We start from the raw sequence: 17,082 nt of genomic DNA, 5'->3' as shown, positions 1-17,082 counted from the left end.
TTAAACTTGCCACCATCAGATCGGTGCCACAAGCCCAAAACCTCGGAATCTATAGAGCTTGCCATGACCAAGAACCCTAATACCCGTCGTGCTCTGGCCAGTATATTTACGCTGACCCTACTGTTTGCTGGTTGTGCCAGTGTCGACTTGGATTCGCACGTTGCTCAAACACCCTCTCAAGCCCTTGAGCTTGCAGCAAAAGAAAGTAACGCTGAAATCGCCCAGCAATACTTATTGAAAGTCGCAAGCCGATTTCAGGACCGTGGCGAACACCGCGCCGCCCGAACAGTACTGCAGAGCACTCAACTGGCGCAACCCGCACCACCGCTGCAGGCACAAAAGCAACTGCTCGCCATGGCGAGCGCTGTAGCGTTAGAAGATCGCCGATGGGCCAGCAGCATTGTTGCGGAGCTAGCCCCAGACAATTTCACAAGTTATAACTCGGATCTCGTTAACAGGGCCGCCAATCTTCAAGCTGATACCTATGCTCTAATCGGTGACAGGCTATCTGCTGCCATAACATTGATGCTGCTTTCTCAGACCGACGGCACTGTGAACCCACAGCTGGTTCACGACCAAATCTGGACACTCCTAAAGGCCGTCCCAAACCAGAAGCTTTCAGCCGCAAGTGAAAAGTCTATTGGGTTCGAGACCGAGGGTTGGTTTGAGCTAGCCGCGAGTATTCGGGTTCTTGGGCTCGGCATTGACGAACAAGGACGCATAATACGGCGGTGGCAAAATAACTGGCCCGGACACCCAGCCGCACAAATACCGCCATCAGAGCTCCAACTCATTGCCAGCCTTGCCGAAAACCGACCTGACAAAATCGCTCTCGCCCTTCCGCTAAAAGGCCCTTTGGCCAGCGCAGGCAAGGCTATTCGGGACGGGTTTCTGGCGGCCTATTACCAAGATGATTCCGCAGATCGCAGCAAAACCGATATTCGCATCATAGATACATCTGGCCAACCATTTGACGAGCTATACAAAGAGCTCACCGCAGAAGATGTCGACTTGATCATAGGGCCGCTTGAAAAAGATGCTCTGGCAAGCCTCACCAAGATGAAAACGTTACCGGTTCCCGCCCTGGGCCTCAACTACCTCCCGGAGAACGAACGCGCGCCTGACGGCCTATACCAGTTCGGCCTTTCGGCGGAAGACGAGGCTCGACAAATTGCAGACCGGCTTTCAGAGCAAGATATTAATCAGGTCTTGGCATTGATTCCCCAAGGCGAATGGGGCGACCGCGTGGAGGCTGCACTCGCACAGCGCATGCAGGAAAACGGAGCCGTCGCTCTGGATATTGAGCGCTTCTTCCGTGAAGATAACTTGCGCGCAGTCACCGCGGACTTGCTAGGCATTACCGTATCGCGGGATCGGGCCATTCAAGTAGAGCGCACCATTGGCCTAAACGTAGAGTTCGAACCGCGTCGCCGCCAAGACGCCGAAGCTATCATCATGGTGGCCGAGCCAGCCATTGCGCGCCAATTCAAGCCTCTGTTTGCCTATTATTTTGGGGGCGACCTGCCCGTGTACTCGCCTTCGATTATTTACGAAGGCACACCAGATGCAGGCCGAGATCGCGACCTCAATCAGGTGATATTCACCGATATCCCTTGGGTACTTAACGACAAGAACCCATTACGCAACGAGGCTAGCAGCGTTTTGCCGGGCACCCGTGGCCAACTCGGCAGACTGTTTGCCATGGGGGCTGATGCATGGAAATTGAGCAAACGCCTCCCTCTACTCAAACAAGTCCAGACCGCCTCGGTCGATGGACAAACCGGAGTACTAACCATGACTCCAACGGGTAGCATCCACCGACACCAGCTCTGGGCGCAGTTCCGGAATGGAACACCCAACCTATTGGCAGAGCCCGCCGTTCAGGGCGTCGAACCCGACGAAAGAAACCCTGAGGCACTAACAAACTAATCATCACTTCAGGGAGGAATGCAGAGACATGGAAGGTCGCAAAGCCATAGGTACGCACTTTGAAGGTGTTGCCGCTAGATACCTCGAAGCTCAGGGCGTACAAATCCGAGAGCGCAACGTTTACAATCGCGGTGGTGAAATCGATTTGATAGGGCTACATCACGACATCCTCGTTTTCTTTGAGGTGCGCTATCGCGGCAACGGTAGTCTTGTAGATCCGGCCAGCTCCATTTCCTACCCAAAGCGCCAGAGATTGCTAAAAGCGGCGTCTTTTTATTTACATCGACATCAGCTTTGGAATGCCATCAGCCGGATAGACGTTGTAGCGATCAGCCCAGGCACCGTTAAGAAATACCGGGTACAGTGGATTAAAAATGCAATTCAGGCGGATACATAGATTTTGATGAACGACATGGGCAACCTGATAAACCAACTATTTGCGAGCCATATGGAGCACACTGCTCAGGCAGCCAGTACCGTTGGCCCGGCCATTGAGCAGGCGGCAGACGCCTTTGTGAACGCTCTTCTCAATGACGGAAAAATCGTAACCTGCGCTAATGGTAACGCCAACGTTATAGCCCAATATTTTTGCACAGCATTCCTCAATCGTTTTGAGCAGGACCGGCCAGCTCTCCCCGCTATCAATTTGGGAGCTGACGCCACTACCTACTCGGCCATCTGTCGTGACAACCGCTTTAACGACACCTTTTCGCGACAGGTCAAAGCCATAGGCAAACCCGGCGACCTACTGTTTGTTATCGTGGATGATGGTCACAAAGCCAACCTTATTCAGGCCATTCAGGCCGCCCATGACCGCGAAATGAATGTGGTTGTGCTTAGCGCACGGGAGAAATCTGACATCACATCACTGATGCATGCAGAGGACCACGAAATCGCATTAAACGACCTATCACCAACAGCGGCCACGCCTTTGCTTATGGTTGTGGTCAATGCTCTGTGCTCACTAGTGGACAGCAAACTATTTGGGGGATAAAAAAAAGCTGGCGGATGCCAGCTTTTTTCAACGGTTACTCACAAAACGTCACTTCACAACTTTCAAGGTAGGCCTACCAGAAGGCCGTTCCTCTTGGGCACCATGCCCGGAGCCTTCACGATCATTGGTCCCATCAGGATCCGGTGAGCCCGGCTCGCTACCAAAAACCATGCCCTCTCCATTTTCTTTAGCATAAATCGCCATGACGGCCTGCAACGGAATAAACACCTGCATAGGCACGCCACCGAAACGAGCACTAAACTCCAGTGCGCTATTGCCAACAACGAGTCCACGCACGGCACCAGGGCTAATATTTAGCACGATTTGCCCATTCGCCACATGGGCCGTCGGCACCTGAACACCCTGAATACCCGCATCCACCACTATGTATGGCGTACAGTCGTTATCCAATATCCACTCATTGAATGCACGAACCAGATATGGGCGGCTGGATGTCATAGTGATCTTGTTATCAGGCACGGCTCGCCTCCTATCCCCTAACGCGGAAATCCGTCAAATTAGCTACGGATATCTTCTTCCAGATCGGAAAGGCTCGCCTTGAAACCCTCACGCTCAAAAATACTCTCCATATACTTCTGAAGAGGCTTGGCCTGCTTGTCATTCAGCTCAATACCAAGCGAAGGCAAACGCCAGAGAATGGGCGCAATCGAGCAATCCACAATCGTGAATTCCTCAGAAAGGAAAAATGGCATCTCACCGAAAAGCGGCGCTGTCGCTAGCAAGCTCTCGCGTAACTCTTTACGGGCAACTTCCGAAGCCTTGGCGTTTGGCTGGCTCAGAATTTGATCAACCAGACCACACCAGTCTTTCTGAATCCGATGGATCATCAGACGGCTATTTGCGCGCGCAACTGGATAAACCGGCAGCAACGGCGGGTGAGGGAAGCGCTCATCAAGGTATTCCATCATGATATTCGGCTCGTAGAGAACCAGATCACGATCTACCAAAGTGGGCAGGGCGTTATACGGATTCAAGTCAGCCAACTCTGCTGGCGGATTATCCGGATCAACATTTACGACATCAACGGTAACACCCTTCTCCGCCAACACAATGCGCACTCTGTGGCTATAGTGGCTGGTCGGATCCGAAAAAAATGTCATCGATGACCGCTTGGTCACAACGCCCATAAAACTACCTCACGAGTAAACAAACCAAATTGGCCCCGAGAAACGCAAAAATTCCAGCGGGCCGTTTAATGCCCACTGGAACTCCGGGAGCGGGATTATACCCTATTTATCAGTGCACGTCCTTCCAGTACTCACGATTGAGCAGATAGGCAAATACAAAGAAAATAGCGACAAAAATCAATACAAAGATCCCGAGGCTCTCACGCTCAACCTTGATTGGATCTGCCATGTATGACATGAAGTTAGTCAAGTCATACATGGCGCGGTCAAACTCAGCGCCCGTCATGCTGCCTTCAGTAGCATACTCGGGGCACGCACTGCTGTTATTAATGTTGCCGCTCAGGGGCTCAACACTGGCCTTCTTGCCTATATTAGGCTCGACCGCGCACAGACCCTGAAGATCAACCAACACATGGGGCATACCTACCTTGTCGAACACCACATTGTTTACACCCAGAGGGCGTGAGTCATCTTTATAGAAGCCACGCAGATATGAGTACACCCAAGACTCGCCACGAAGACGGCTTTCCAGCGTAAGATCCGGTGGCGGAGCGCCGAACCAATCCGCCGCCATGTCTTTATTCATGGAGTTCTTCATCAGCTCACCAATCTGGGCACCGGTGAAGATGAGATTTTCTTCAAAGAGATCAACGGGTATCTCAAGATCGTCAGCGACACGCTTGTAGCGAGCATATTCCATGGAGTGACACCCCATGCAATAGTTCGTGAACATAGCCGCACCACGTTGGAGCGAGGCTTTGTCTGTGTGATCCGTCTTGATATGGTCAAGCGGAACGCCCACACCCGCCGCCAAACCGAGGGCTGGCAGGAATGCGATGAAAAGACCAAAAATCAGCTTTCTCATTATCCTGTCACCCTCTCTGGTACTGGTTTGGTTTTTTCCATGCGCGTGTAGAACGGCATGAGAATAAAGTACAGGAAGTAGACCACTGTCAGGACTTGCGCGACGGTAGTACGTCCTTCTGTGGCTGGCACAAGGCCGAGGTATCCGAGAACAACGAAGCTGATTGCAAACAGCGTCAGTGCAATCCGGCTCAGCCAGCCTTTGTAGCGGATGGAGCGAACAGGGCTTCTGTCCAACCAAGGCAGAACAAACAGGATCGCAATTGCGCCACCCATGACCACAACACCCCAGAACTTGGCAGGCAAACCGAAGAGATCAACCGTAACCGCACGCAACATGGCGTAAAAGGGCGTGAAGTACCAGACAGGCGCAATATGCGCAGGCGTTTTCAACGCATTCGCCGGCTCAAAGTTTGGCTTCTCGATAAAGAGCCCGCCCATTTCCGGGAAGAAGAACACCACAATAAAGAAGATAAAGAAGAACACAGCGACGCCCACAAGGTCGTGCACTGAGTAGTAGGGGTGGAACGGAATACCGTCTTTTGGAATGCCGTTTTCATCCTTGTTTTTCTTGATCTCGATGCCGTCCGGGTTGTTGGAACCAACTTCATGCAAAGCAAGAATGTGAAGGACAACCAAACCCAACAAAACAATTGGAAGGGCAACTACGTGCAGCGCAAAGAAGCGATTCAGGGTAATACCGGAAATCAGGTAATCACCTCGGATCCACAACGACAGATCTTCACCGATAACAGGGATAGCACCAAACAGGTTCACGATAACCTGAGCACCCCAGTATGACATCTGACCCCAAGGTAGCAGATAGCCCATGAAGGCTTCTGCCATCAGCACCAGATAGATCAGCATGCCGAACAGCCAGATCAGCTCACGGGGTTTCTGGTAGGACCCATACATCAAGCCACGGAACATGTGGAGGTAAACCACAATAAAGAACGCGGAGGCACCTGTAGAGTGCAGGTAGCGCAAGAGCCAGCCCCATTGAACATCACGCATGATGTATTCAACGGAGGCGAACGCGCCCTCTCCCGTAGGATTGTAGCTCATAGTCAGCCAGATACCGGTTACCAACTGGTTTACCAGCACTAACATCGCCAGAGAACCGAAAAAATACCAGACGTTGAAGTTCTTCGGCGCGTAATACTTTGCCAGGTGCTTGTTCCAGGCATCAACAACTGGCAGACGCTCGTCTACCCAATTAAGTAGCTTCTGCATTACTCTGCCTCCGGATCAAGACCAATCGTGAGAGTCGCATCATCGTCGTAGCGATAAGGCGGCACTTCCAGGTTCAGAGGAGCAGGTTGCGCCTTGTAGACCCTACCAGCCATGTCGTAACGGGTACCGTGACAGGGGCAGAACAAACCACCCAACCACTCGTCACCCAGATCTGCCGGCGCCACTTCCGGACGATAGGACGGGACACAGCCGAGATGAGTACACAAGCCTACCAGAACAGCAAATTCGGGCTTAAGCGACCGCAGGATACCGTTAATGTACGTTGGCTGCTGCGGAGCTTCCGACTGAGGGTCTTTCACCTTGTCGTTCAGCTTCTCTATATTGTCGACCATTTCGTCTGTACGACGGATAATCCAGACTGGCTTGCCCCGCCATTCAACGGTGACCTGCTGGCCCGGTTCAATTTTACTGATATTGACGGTTACCGGCGCACCAGCTGCTTCCGCTTTGGCACTGGGATTCCAGGATGCCACGAAAGGAACTGCCGCACCGACGACGCCGACTCCACCGACCGCAGCCGTAGCACCGATCAGAAACCGGCGTCGACCTTGGCTCACGTCGCCATTATTCATTATGGTTTTCTCCCATCAGGCGATGTCACAGCCCGCCGGAAGGCCGACAGTGTGCATCGAAAAGGACTTCACAATCCAAAAATATAAGCGCTCAAATGGTAATGAAATTACCATGTCCTTACAAGTCGGAAAGCCGCCACCAGAGCCAGTTCTCTGCTCCAGATCAATTTGACCACCATTGACCCTGAAACAAAAAAACCCGACCAAATAGCCGGGTTTTCCTGAGATCTGCTCCAGCGGAACTTAACGCTTGGAGTACTGAGGACGCTTACGCGCCTTACGCAGACCAACTTTCTTACGCTCAACTTCACGAGCATCGCGAGTTACATAACCCGCTTTACGCAACGCTGGACGCAGGGTTTCGTCGTAATCCATCAGAGCGCGGGTCAGGCCATGGCGAATTGCACCTGCCTGACCACTGATACCACCACCTTTAACAGTGATGTTGATATCAAAGCGATCTGAAGACTCGGCAACAACCAGAGGCTGACGCACGATCATGCGCAAAGTCTCACGACCGAAGAAGTCTTCGATAGTGCGACCGTTAATAGAAATATTACCGCTTCCCGGCTTGATAAACACCCGAGCCGTGGACGTTTTGCGGCGACCAGTACCGTAATTTTGTGCTACAGACATATCCGCCTTCCGTTAAATGTCGAGTTCTTTGGGCTGCTGGGCTGTATGAGGGTGCTCAGCGCCGGCATAGATTTTCAGCTTCTTGAACATGGCGCGACCAAGCGGGCCTTTCGGAAGCATGCCTTTGACAGACTTCTGAATTACTTGCTCAGGCGCTTTGTCGACCAACTTTTCGAAGCTGATAGACTTAATCCCACCCGGAAAGCCGGTATGACTGTAGTACATCTTGTCAGATGCCTTGTTGCCGGTAACCCGCACCTGGCCCGCATTGATAACAACAATGTAATCGCCAGTGTCTACATGAGGGGTGTACTCAGGCTTATGCTTGCCCCGCAGACGACGGGCGATTTCGGTTGACAGACGACCCAGCGTCTTGCCGGCTGCGTCTACAACGTACCAGTCACGTTTTACGGTTTCTGGTTTCGCACTCAGAGTCTTCATTGATTCCGCCTTGAACGCTATAAAAAGAAACGTTAAAAACCGCCACCGGAAAGTGTAGTACACCCGGAGGAGGTTCTATACCTGTAATTTAGTTGGCAGTGACACTATTCGGGGCTGAGATAGTGACATCGCCTTGAAAAGCCAGGGCGCGAAGTATACTCGAACGAATATTGAAAACCAACCCTGCACCGAATTGTTTTATTGTTAAGTCGTTACCATAGAGATTGGCCGTAAAGCCGCTCCGTGTTTTCAAACAATACGCCCGCCAATTGGTCAGGCGGCTCGTCCCTTATCTCACAGAGGCTATCAAGAATCCTGCGAAGATAAAGCGGCGAATTGGAGCCAGCATCAATACCCTCCGGCGCCATGTCCGGCGCATCTGTTTCTAGCACAAGGGACTCTAGAGGCAAGCGTGCAATCGCATCACGGGTCTTGCTGGCGCGGGAGTGGGTGATGACACCACCTACGCCGATAAAGCACCCCTGATCAATCAACTTCTTGGCCTGTTGAAAACTACCAGAAAACCCGTGCAGCAAGGCTCGACCGCTCCAGTTCAGACGCCTTAATGTCGCATGAACCTCGTCGTGGGCCCTTACCGAGTGAATGACCAAAGCTAAGCCCAACTCAGACGCCAGCGAAATCTGGGCCTCAAACCAAGGATATTGATCATTCATGTTGCCGCGAAGGCGGTCCAGCCCGCACTCCCCCACCCCCACACAACGCTCTGGCATGGCCCGTAAAGTCTGGCTCAGACATTCGAGATCTTCAGCGGAATGCTCACTAACGAACCACGGGTGTATTCCAAGGCAGTAATAAAGACCAGAGTGCGCCAAAGCGGTATCTCGTACCCGCCCCCAGTCCGGGCGCTTGACACCGGGAATCACCAGCCCAACAAGGCCAACTTGCTTGGCGGCCTCAAGCTCACTGGCACGACAGCGATCGAACCGTGGAAAGTCAAAGTGACAGTGAGCATCCACCAATTTCAAACTGACCTCCGACCAATAAGAGATTAATGCTCCCGGGTTTTATGGAACTCGATATCTGGATAGCGCTCCTGCGCCAGATTTAAGTTAACCATTGTGGGCGCGATGTAAGCCAAACGATCACCACCATCGAGTGCCAAATTGTCGTTATTCTTGCGCTGAAACTCATCCAGTTTACGATCATCCGCGCAGGTGACCCAGCGGGCGGTTGCAACGTTGATAGGCTCATAAACCGCTTCTACTTTGTATTCTGTTTTAAGCCGGCTAACCACAACGTCAAACTGGAGAACACCCACCGCACCGACAATTAGATCGTTATTGCGCAACGGCCGGAAAACCTGCACCGCCCCCTCTTCCGAAAGCTGGATTAACCCTTTCTGCAGCTGCTTCGCCTTGAGTGGATCTTTTAGACGAATGCGGCGGAACAGTTCCGGTGCAAAGTTTGGAATGCCTTTGAACTTCATATCCTCGCCAGCGGTAAAAGTATCCCCCAGCTGGATAGTTCCATGATTGTGCAGCCCAATGATATCACCAGCATAAGCCTCTTCAGCTTGCTCCCTATCACCCGCCATAAAGGTCAGCGCATCGGAAAAGCGTACATCCTTTGCAATCCGCACATGGCGAGCCTTCATACCCTGACTATATTTACCCGAGACTATGCGCATAAACGCAACTCTGTCCCGATGCTGAGGGTCCATGTTTGCCTGAATTTTAAAAACGAAACCGGAGAAACCCTGATCGTCAGGACGCACTAACCGATGGTCCGTCTCGCGCGGTTGAGGCTCTGGAGCCCAGCTCACCAAGCCATCCAACATGTGATCCACACCAAAGTTGCCCAAAGCTGTACCAAAAAATACCGGCGTTAGTTCGCCCGCCAGAAACGCTTCCTGATCGAATTCATGGGAAGCGCCTTTTACCAGTTCAACTTCATCACGCAGATCTTTGGCGTATCCACCAATTGCCGTATCGAGCTCCGGGTTGTCCAGACCACTTATCACTCGAACCTCCTGAATCTCGTGGCCATGCCCGCTCTGGTAGAGAATGACCTCGTCGCGGAGAAGGTGATAGACCCCTTTAAAGCTCTTACCCATGCCAATAGGCCAGGTAATTGGCGCACAGGCGATTTTCAGCACGTCCTCAACTTCATCCATCAGTTCAACAGGATCACGGGTATCTCGATCCAACTTGTTCATGAAGGTGATAATAGGTGTATCCCGGAGCCTGGTAACCTCCATCAGTTTGATCGTGCGCTCCTCAACCCCCTTTGCGCTGTCGATCACCATCAAACAAGAGTCCACAGCGGTGAGGGTTCGATAGGTATCCTCCGAGAAATCCTCGTGGCCTGGCGTATCGAGCAGGTTCACCAACTTCCCGCCATAAGGGAACTGCATAACAGACGTGGTTACGGATATACCCCGCTCTTTTTCCATCTCCATCCAGTCAGACTTCGCATGCTGGCCGGACTTCTTACCCTTGACCGTACCTGCTCTCTGAAGAGCATGTCCGAATAACAGGACCTTCTCGGTAATGGTGGTTTTACCGGCGTCCGGGTGAGAAATAATGGCAAAGGTGCGGCGCTTGGCCACTTCCTGGGAAAGGTGAGACATAGTCGAAGAGCAACCTGCGTCAGATGTTCGGGAAAGGCTGGCATTATAAGGGCTAAGGGGTGATTACGCGAACACAAGCGATAACCTTCATGGAGACAGGAGCAACGACATAACCCGCGCATCTTCTTGCCCTGAGGGCGTAGGGTAATAACGCGGGCGGCGACCTATCTCTTCGAACCCCTGGTTACGGTAAAGCTTGCTGGCAGCCTTGTTACTTAAACGAACCTCAAGGAGAATCTGGTTCATACCTTCACGATTTGCCTCTGTCGTAAGGTGCCGCAAAAGTAGTTTGCCTACGCCAAGACCGCGAGAGCGAGGGTGCACGCAAAGATTCAGGAGATGTGCTTCATCAAGTATATAGGAGACAATCGCGTACCCAACTAGCGACCCTTCGAGAGCCGCCCCCCATAGGCGGTAACTCGACTTGAAACAGTCTAAAAAAATGCCTTCGGACCATGGGTAGGAGTAACTTTGGCGTTCTATCTCAAGCACACCTGGCAATTCTTCCGGCCTTAAAGGCCGGAGAACAATCTCACCCTCATCATGAGGCCCGCTTGAAGCTTGGTCGCTGTGCGTCACTTTGCAACCAAGAGCTTAAGCTGATGCCACAACGAGCGCTTCAAACCGTGGTTACTAGCGAGCTCGGTTAGTGAGTGGTCGAACGTTAAATCAGGTGACCGTTCGAGCGCTTTATTTACCCAACCATTTTCCGCACCAGCCTCACCAACAAACGGACTCTGACCGCCAAGAACAACTATCTTTCGGTCGCCTGCGTCACGCAGCACATGACGCAGTACAGCAACAAAACCCGCTGCTGAATTACCCGGCACAAGGGGATTATTAAATACGGGCCAGCGAACCCAGTCTAAGGGCCTTGGCTGCACCTCCCCGAGACTCTTCAATATGTTGATCGCAAGGGTTTCCTGTAACCTTAGACTCGCTTCTTTGGACACATACGCAACAAGAACATAATTGGCCCCAGAAAATACTCCTAGGCTCAGGTTCAGCACCTGAGCTGCTTGCACCTCGACCGCTGACCCTGTTTGGCCAGTGTCATCCGGCACATTGACCGGGGCACCTGAGACTGCTGGAGAAGCCTGTTCTTTTAAACTTGCGTGCTTGGACGTTGCACTACCCCCCACTAACGCTTGAAGGCTTGCTATCCGCTGCGCACCCTTCTTATCTTCTCTAGGCGAGGGCGTTTGCCTTTTGGGCAAATGATGCTTTAAAAGAGCTGGTGTTGACGAGTCCACCGACTCGTCCAGCTCAGGGAATCGAAACTCCGGGCTAGGTGCGGCACCCGGCAACGGCTCGCGGGCATACCACAGGCGAATACCTGCGGCACTAAGGTAAAACTGCCGCTGGACCTCGGTCTGAATCATTTAAACATCCGCAACCTGCGGGTGCTGCCGAATCCCGCCACGACTGATTAGATTAAGTGCCTCAATGTAGGCCTTCGCCGAAGCGATAATAATGTCTGTATCGGCACCTATGCCGTTTACGATTCGCCCACCACGCTCTAAACGGACAGTAACCTCACCCTGAGAGTCAGTACCACTGGTGATGTTGTTTACGGAGTAAAGTTGCAGGTTACAGCCAGAATCAACCAATGACTCTATAGCTTTAAAGGTAGCATCTACCGGACCACTGCCTTCGGCCTCAACTTTGTGCTCCTTTCCATCCATTGTTAACGTGAGCGTAGCACTCGGTACGACGCCTGTTTCAGAGCAAACTCGTAGGCACACCAAGCCATAGCGCCCCTCTTCGTCTTTCTGCCGAGTATCACTGGCAATCGCCTGAAGATCTTCGTCGAAAATCTCATGTTTCAGATCGGCCAAGGCTTTGAAACGGGTAAACGCTTCGTTGAGTTCTGTCTCGGTCTCAAACTGTATACCCAACTCCAGCAGCCGGGTACGGAAAGCATTACGGCCTGAGTGCTTACCCAGTACAAGACTATTTGTGTGCCAACCTACATCTTCTGCACGCATGATTTCATAAGTTTCGCGGTGCTTGAGCACGCCATCCTGATGAATGCCAGACTCATGTGCAAAGGCATTTGCGCCTACGATCGCCTTATTGGGCTGAACTGGGAAACCAGTGATTGTAGAGACTAGGCGCGAAGCAGGAACAATATGACGAGCGTCTACTTGGGTGTCTATATTAAACAAATCTTGACGAGTGCGAACGGCCATCACAATTTCTTCTAGTGATGCATTGCCAGCTCTCTCACCCAAACCGTTAATTGTGCACTCCACCTGACGGGCCCCTCGTGTTACTGCGGCGAGCGAGTTGGCAACCGCAAGCCCAAGGTCGTTGTGGCAGTGCACAGAGAAAATTGCCTTATCAGCGTTGGGGATTCGGTTAAGCAACTGGTGGATAGTTTCGGCAAATTGCTCAGGAATTGCGTAGCCAACCGTATCAGGAATATTGATTGTGTTAGCACCTGCATCTATGGCCGCCTCGATAATTCGGCATAGAAAATCTAACTCCGAGCGCCCGGCATCCTCACAGGAAAACTCAACATCATCAACATGGCTGCGCGCGCGCTTTACAGCGCGAACAGCCTGCTCAACAACCTCGCTAGGCTGCATTTGCAGTTTGTGTTGCATATGAATAGGGGATGTAGCGATAAATGTATGTATACGCCCCCTTTCCGCTGGGCGAATCGCCTCTGCTGCTCGATCAATGTCTTTGTCCAAGGCTCTTGCAAGACTGCAAACCGTTGAGTCTTTTATGGTCTCGGCAATAGACTTAACAGCCTCAAAATCACCCTGGCTTGCGATTGCAAACCCTGCCTCAATGACATCCACACGAAGCTTCTCAAGCGCCTTCGCGATACGGAGCTTTTCTGTTTTGTTCATGGTCGCGCCGGGGCTTTGCTCGCCATCCCGGAGAGTTGTATCGAATATGACCAGATGATCGTTGCCAGACATTGAGTTACCCCGCATCGCATTTGATTTTGTAAACACAGTATATCACCGGGGTCTTTAAGGGGCAGTGTATTGGTTGCGTGCTGCGCCAAATTCTAGGCATAAAAAAACCCCCACCGAGTTATCGGAGGGGGTTTTTGGTATTAAGAGTCTGACGATGACCTACATTGCTCAGGCCTGTCGGCCTTCGGCCCTTCCGGCCCGCCGTCGCTGCGCTCCCGCGTCCTGCGCACGCCTGCGGCGCGCTGGTCACATGGGGGCTTTGTAGTGGCAGAATGCCCTCGTATCTAAAATAAAAAAGCCCCGGCAGCAGAGCTGTCGGGGCTGTTTTATTTAAGAGTCTGACGATGACCTACTCTCACATGGGCAAGTGCCACACTACCATCGGCGCAGGCTTGTTTCACTTCTGAGTTCGAGATGGGATCAGGTGGTTCCAAGCCGCTATGGTCGTCAGACAAAACGGTTGATCACTGGGGGACGAGATAGAGGTTGTTCAATGTGTTTTGATTTTTTCGTTTGTTCTAGCGTTATCCAAGCAATTGTCTTGGGTGTTATATAGTCAAGCCGCACGAGCAATTAGTATCGGTTAGCTCAACGCCTCGCAGCGCTTACACACCCGACCTATCAACGTCCTGGTCTTGAACGGCTCTTTAGGGGCCTCGAGGGCCCGGGGAGATCTCATCTTGGAAGGGGCTTCCCGCTTAGATGCTTTCAGCGGTTATCCTGTCCGAACATAGCTACCCAGCAGTGCCTCTGGCGAGACAACTGGAACACCAGCGGTTCGTCCACTCCGGTCCTCTCGTACTAGGAGCAGCTTTCCTCAAATCTCCAACGTCCACGGCAGATAGGGACCGAACTGTCTCACGACGTTCTAAACCCAGCTCGCGTACCACTTTAAATGGCGAACAGCCATACCCTTGGGACCGGCTTCAGCCCCAGGATGTGATGAGCCGACATCGAGGTGCCAAACACCGCCGTCGATGTGAACTCTTGGGCGGTATCAGCCTGTTATCCCCGGAGTACCTTTTATCCGTTGAGCGATGGCCCTTCCATACAGAACCACCGGATCACTATGACCTACTTTCGTACCTGCTCGACGTGTCAGTCTCGCAGTTAAGCGGGCTTGTGCCATTACACTAACCGTACGATGTCCGACCGTACTTAGCCCACCTTTGTGCTCCTCCGTTACGCTTTAGGAGGAGACCGCCCCAGTCAAACTACCCACCACACAGTGTCCTCGATCCCGATAAGGGACCAGAGTTAGAACCTCAAACATGCCAGGCTGGTATTTCAAGGTTGGCTCCACGCAAACTGGCGTTCACGCTTCAAAGCCTCCCAGCTATCCTACACAAACATGTTCAAAGTTCACTGTGAAGCTATAGTAAAGGTTCACGGGGTCTTTCCGTCTAGCCGCGGATACACCGCATCTTCACGGCGATTTCAATTTCACTGAGTCTCGGGTAGAGACAGCGCCCCCATCGTTACGCCATTCGTGCAGGTCGGAACTTACCCGACAAGGAATTTCGCTACCTTAGGACCGTTATAGTTACGGCCGCCGTTTACCGGGGCTTCGATCAAGAGCTTCGCACGAATGCTAACCCCATCAATTAACCTTCCGGCACCGGGCAGGCGTCACACCGTATACGTCCACTTTCGTGTTTGCACAGTGCTGTGTTTTTAATAAACAGTCGCAGGGGCCTGGTATCTTCGACTGGCTTCTGCTCAACCCGCGAAGGGCGTCACATACCACCAGCGTGCCTTCTCCCGAAGTTACGGCACCATTTTGCCTAGTTCCTTTACCCGAGTTCTCTCAAGCGCCTTGGTATTCTCTACCTGACCACCTGTGTCGGTTTGGGGTACGGTCTCGAATAGCCTGAAGCTTAGAAGATTTTCCTGGAAGCAGGGCATCAATGACTTCGCTCCCGTAAAAGGGTGCTCGTCGTCACGTCTCAGGATTGTGGATCCGGATTTGCCTAAACCCACTCCCTACACGCTTAAACCGGGACAACCGTCGCCCGGCTCACCTAGCCTTCTCCGTCTCTCCATCGCAGCTATCCAAGGTACGGAAATATTAATCCGTTTCCCATCGACTACACCTTTCGGTCTCGCCTTAGGGGCCGACTCACCCTGCGCCGATTAGCGTTGCGCAGGAACCCTTGGTCTTCCGGCGTGCGGGTTTTTCACCCGCATTGTCGTTACTCATGTCAGCATTCGCACTTCTGATACCTCCAGCATGCTTCTCAACACACCTTCGCAGGCTTACAGAACGCTCCCCTACCCCGCATACAAAGTATGCAGCCGCAGCTTCGGTGACCAGTTTGAGCCCCGTTACATCTTCCGCGCAGGCCGACTCGACTAGTGAGCTATTACGCTTTCTTTAAAGGATGGCTGCTTCTAAGCCAACCTCCTAGCTGTCTGAGCCTTCCCACATCGTTTCCCACTTAACTGGTACTTTGGGACCTTAGCTGGCGGTCTGGGTTGTTTCCCTCTTCACGATGGACGTTAGCACCCACCGTGTGTCTCCCGGATAGTACTCACAGGTATTCGGAGTTTGCATCGGGTTGGTAAGTCGGGATGACCCCCTAGCCGAAACAGTGCTCTACCCCCTGTGGTATTCGTCCGAGGCGCTACCTAAATAGCTTTCGGGGAGAACCAGCTATCTCCGGGCTTGATTAGCCTTTCACTCCGATCCACAAGTCATCCCCTGGCTTTTCAACGACAGTGGGTTCGGTCCTCCAGTTGATGTTACTCAACCTTCAACCTGCTCATGGATAGATCGCCCGGTTTCGGGTCTATGCCCAGCGACTAAATCGCCCTATTCAGACTCGGTTTCCCTACGGCTCCCCTAAACGGTTAACCTCGCCACTGAACATAAGTCGCTGACCCATTATACAAAAGGTACGCCGTCACAGAACAAGTCTGCTCCGACTGCTTGTACGCATACGGTTTCAGGATCTATTTCACTCCCCTCACAGGGGTTCTTTTCGCCTTTCCCTCACGGTACTGGTTCACTATCGGTCAGTCAGGAGTATTTAGCCTTGGAGGATGGTCCCCCCATATTCAGACAGGATACCACGTGTCCCGTCCTACTCGATTTCACTAGACTCAGGTTTCGGATACGGGGCTATCACCCACTATGGCGGCACTTTCCAGAGCCTTCTCCTACCAGTTGTCTAGCTTAAGGGCTAGTCCCCGTTCGCTCGCCGCTACTTAGGGAATCTCGGTTGATTTCTTTTCCTCGGGGTACTTAGATGTTTCAGTTCCCCCGGTTCGCCTCTTACACCTATGTATTCAGTGCAAGATACCCGACCGAAATCGGGTGGGTTTCCCCATTCAGAAATGTCCGGATCACAGCTTGTTTGCCAGCTCCCCGAACCTTATCGCAGGCTTCCACGTCTTTCATCGCCTCTGACTGCCAAGGCATCCACCGTATGCGCTTAGTTGCTTGACTATATAACCCCAAGACAACTGATCGCTGGCACACCCACATTTGCTTTCAACGTTTCCCGAAGGAAACACCAAAAGACCCTGTTTTTGTACTCAGAGATAAGCCACTTGAAGCTATAAACAACCACTTCAACGACAACACCGGATAACGCTTGAAAAAATCGCTATCACATTGAACACATTTTCTCGGAGATAATGAGAAAATGTCTTCGTGTTCTATCTCGTCCAATTTGTTAAAGAGCAAATCTGACCCAGTGATCAGAAAGAAGAACTTCGA

Annotated in this window: 15 protein-coding genes and 2 rRNA genes; 3 read left to right on the top strand and 14 right to left on the bottom strand. The window is 52.2% G+C overall.

Annotation, left to right across the window (positions count from 1 at the left end; genetic code table 11):
- The first annotated feature begins 63 nt into the window (after window positions 1-63).
- The 3 genes from MWU62_RS16775 to MWU62_RS16765 are packed head-to-tail and all read left to right on the top strand — an operon-like array spanning window position 64 to window position 2,923.
- Window positions 64-1,929 carry a penicillin-binding protein activator gene (locus tag MWU62_RS16775; RefSeq protein ID WP_247115954.1) on the top strand — a complete coding sequence of 622 codons (1,866 nt, stop codon included), beginning with the start codon at window positions 64-66 and terminating at the stop codon, window positions 1,927-1,929.
- Between the two features lie 28 nt (window positions 1,930-1,957).
- Window positions 1,958-2,326 (top strand): YraN family protein, encoded by a 369-nt coding sequence (locus MWU62_RS16770; protein WP_247115953.1) that lies wholly within the window; start codon window positions 1,958-1,960, stop codon window positions 2,324-2,326.
- Window positions 2,327-2,332: 6 nt separating this feature from the next.
- A complete protein-coding gene (locus tag MWU62_RS16765) occupies window positions 2,333-2,923 on the top strand; it encodes an SIS domain-containing protein (protein WP_247116043.1) in 591 nt (196 codons plus the stop codon).
- A gap of 48 nt (window positions 2,924-2,971) precedes the next feature.
- Here MWU62_RS16765 and MWU62_RS16760 read toward each other — a convergent pair whose 3' ends face one another.
- From MWU62_RS16760 to MWU62_RS16695, 14 genes are all read right to left on the bottom strand, one after another.
- Complete coding sequence (locus MWU62_RS16760) at window positions 2,972-3,382, bottom strand: ClpXP protease specificity-enhancing factor (RefSeq protein ID WP_247116042.1); 411 nt, start codon at window positions 3,380-3,382, stop codon at window positions 2,972-2,974.
- Between the two features lie 59 nt (window positions 3,383-3,441).
- Window positions 3,442-4,071, bottom strand: coding sequence for a glutathione S-transferase N-terminal domain-containing protein (locus tag MWU62_RS16755; RefSeq protein ID WP_200367743.1), 630 nt, complete (start codon window positions 4,069-4,071; stop codon window positions 3,442-3,444).
- 109 nt (window positions 4,072-4,180) lie between these two features.
- Window positions 4,181-4,936 carry a cytochrome c1 gene (locus MWU62_RS16750; protein WP_247115952.1) on the bottom strand — a complete coding sequence of 252 codons (756 nt, stop codon included), beginning with the start codon at window positions 4,934-4,936 and terminating at the stop codon, window positions 4,181-4,183.
- On the bottom strand, window positions 4,936-6,168 hold the full coding sequence (locus tag MWU62_RS16745; RefSeq protein ID WP_200367745.1) for a cytochrome bc complex cytochrome b subunit: 1,233 nt from the start codon (window positions 6,166-6,168) through the stop codon (window positions 4,936-4,938). The genes MWU62_RS16750 and MWU62_RS16745 overlap by 1 nt, the downstream gene beginning before the upstream one ends.
- A complete protein-coding gene (gene petA, locus MWU62_RS16740; RefSeq protein WP_247115951.1) occupies window positions 6,168-6,761 on the bottom strand; it encodes a ubiquinol-cytochrome c reductase iron-sulfur subunit in 594 nt (197 codons plus the stop codon). Before petA ends, MWU62_RS16745 begins: the two co-directional genes overlap by 1 nt.
- A gap of 243 nt (window positions 6,762-7,004) precedes the next feature.
- Window positions 7,005-7,397 (bottom strand): 30S ribosomal protein S9, encoded by a 393-nt coding sequence (rpsI, locus tag MWU62_RS16735; protein WP_070970125.1) that lies wholly within the window; start codon window positions 7,395-7,397, stop codon window positions 7,005-7,007.
- Between the two features lie 12 nt (window positions 7,398-7,409).
- The gene (gene rplM / locus MWU62_RS16730) at window positions 7,410-7,838 is read right to left on the bottom strand and encodes a 50S ribosomal protein L13 (RefSeq protein ID WP_144780435.1); all 429 of its coding nucleotides are present in this window, start codon (window positions 7,836-7,838) and stop codon (window positions 7,410-7,412) included.
- Between the two features lie 212 nt (window positions 7,839-8,050).
- Window positions 8,051-8,824, bottom strand: a complete 774-nt coding sequence (locus MWU62_RS16725; protein WP_247115950.1) for a TatD family hydrolase — start codon at window positions 8,822-8,824, stop codon at window positions 8,051-8,053.
- 23 nt (window positions 8,825-8,847) lie between these two features.
- Window positions 8,848-10,428, bottom strand: a complete 1,581-nt coding sequence (gene prfC / locus MWU62_RS16720; protein ID WP_247115949.1) for a peptide chain release factor 3 — start codon at window positions 10,426-10,428, stop codon at window positions 8,848-8,850.
- 87 nt (window positions 10,429-10,515) lie between these two features.
- On the bottom strand, window positions 10,516-11,007 hold the full coding sequence (gene rimI / locus MWU62_RS16715; protein ID WP_247115948.1) for a ribosomal protein S18-alanine N-acetyltransferase: 492 nt from the start codon (window positions 11,005-11,007) through the stop codon (window positions 10,516-10,518).
- Window positions 11,004-11,810, bottom strand: a complete 807-nt coding sequence (locus MWU62_RS16710) for a 2-isopropylmalate synthase (RefSeq protein WP_247115947.1) — start codon at window positions 11,808-11,810, stop codon at window positions 11,004-11,006. Before MWU62_RS16710 ends, rimI begins: the two co-directional genes overlap by 4 nt.
- Window positions 11,811-13,361, bottom strand: coding sequence for a 2-isopropylmalate synthase (locus MWU62_RS16705; protein WP_247115946.1), 1,551 nt, complete (start codon window positions 13,359-13,361; stop codon window positions 11,811-11,813).
- Window positions 13,362-13,697: 336 nt separating this feature from the next.
- A 5S ribosomal RNA gene (gene rrf / locus MWU62_RS16700) occupies window positions 13,698-13,813 on the bottom strand.
- A 100-nt stretch (window positions 13,814-13,913) separates the two neighbouring features.
- A 23S ribosomal RNA gene (locus MWU62_RS16695) occupies window positions 13,914-16,809 on the bottom strand.
- Window positions 16,810-17,082 lie beyond the last annotated feature (273 nt).

The organism is Marinobacter sp. S6332 (assembly GCF_023016045.1).
GTDB lineage: Bacteria > Pseudomonadota > Gammaproteobacteria > Pseudomonadales > Oleiphilaceae > Marinobacter.
Note: the sequence above shows the minus strand (reverse complement) of the source record. Positions and strands in the feature narration are given on the sequence as shown.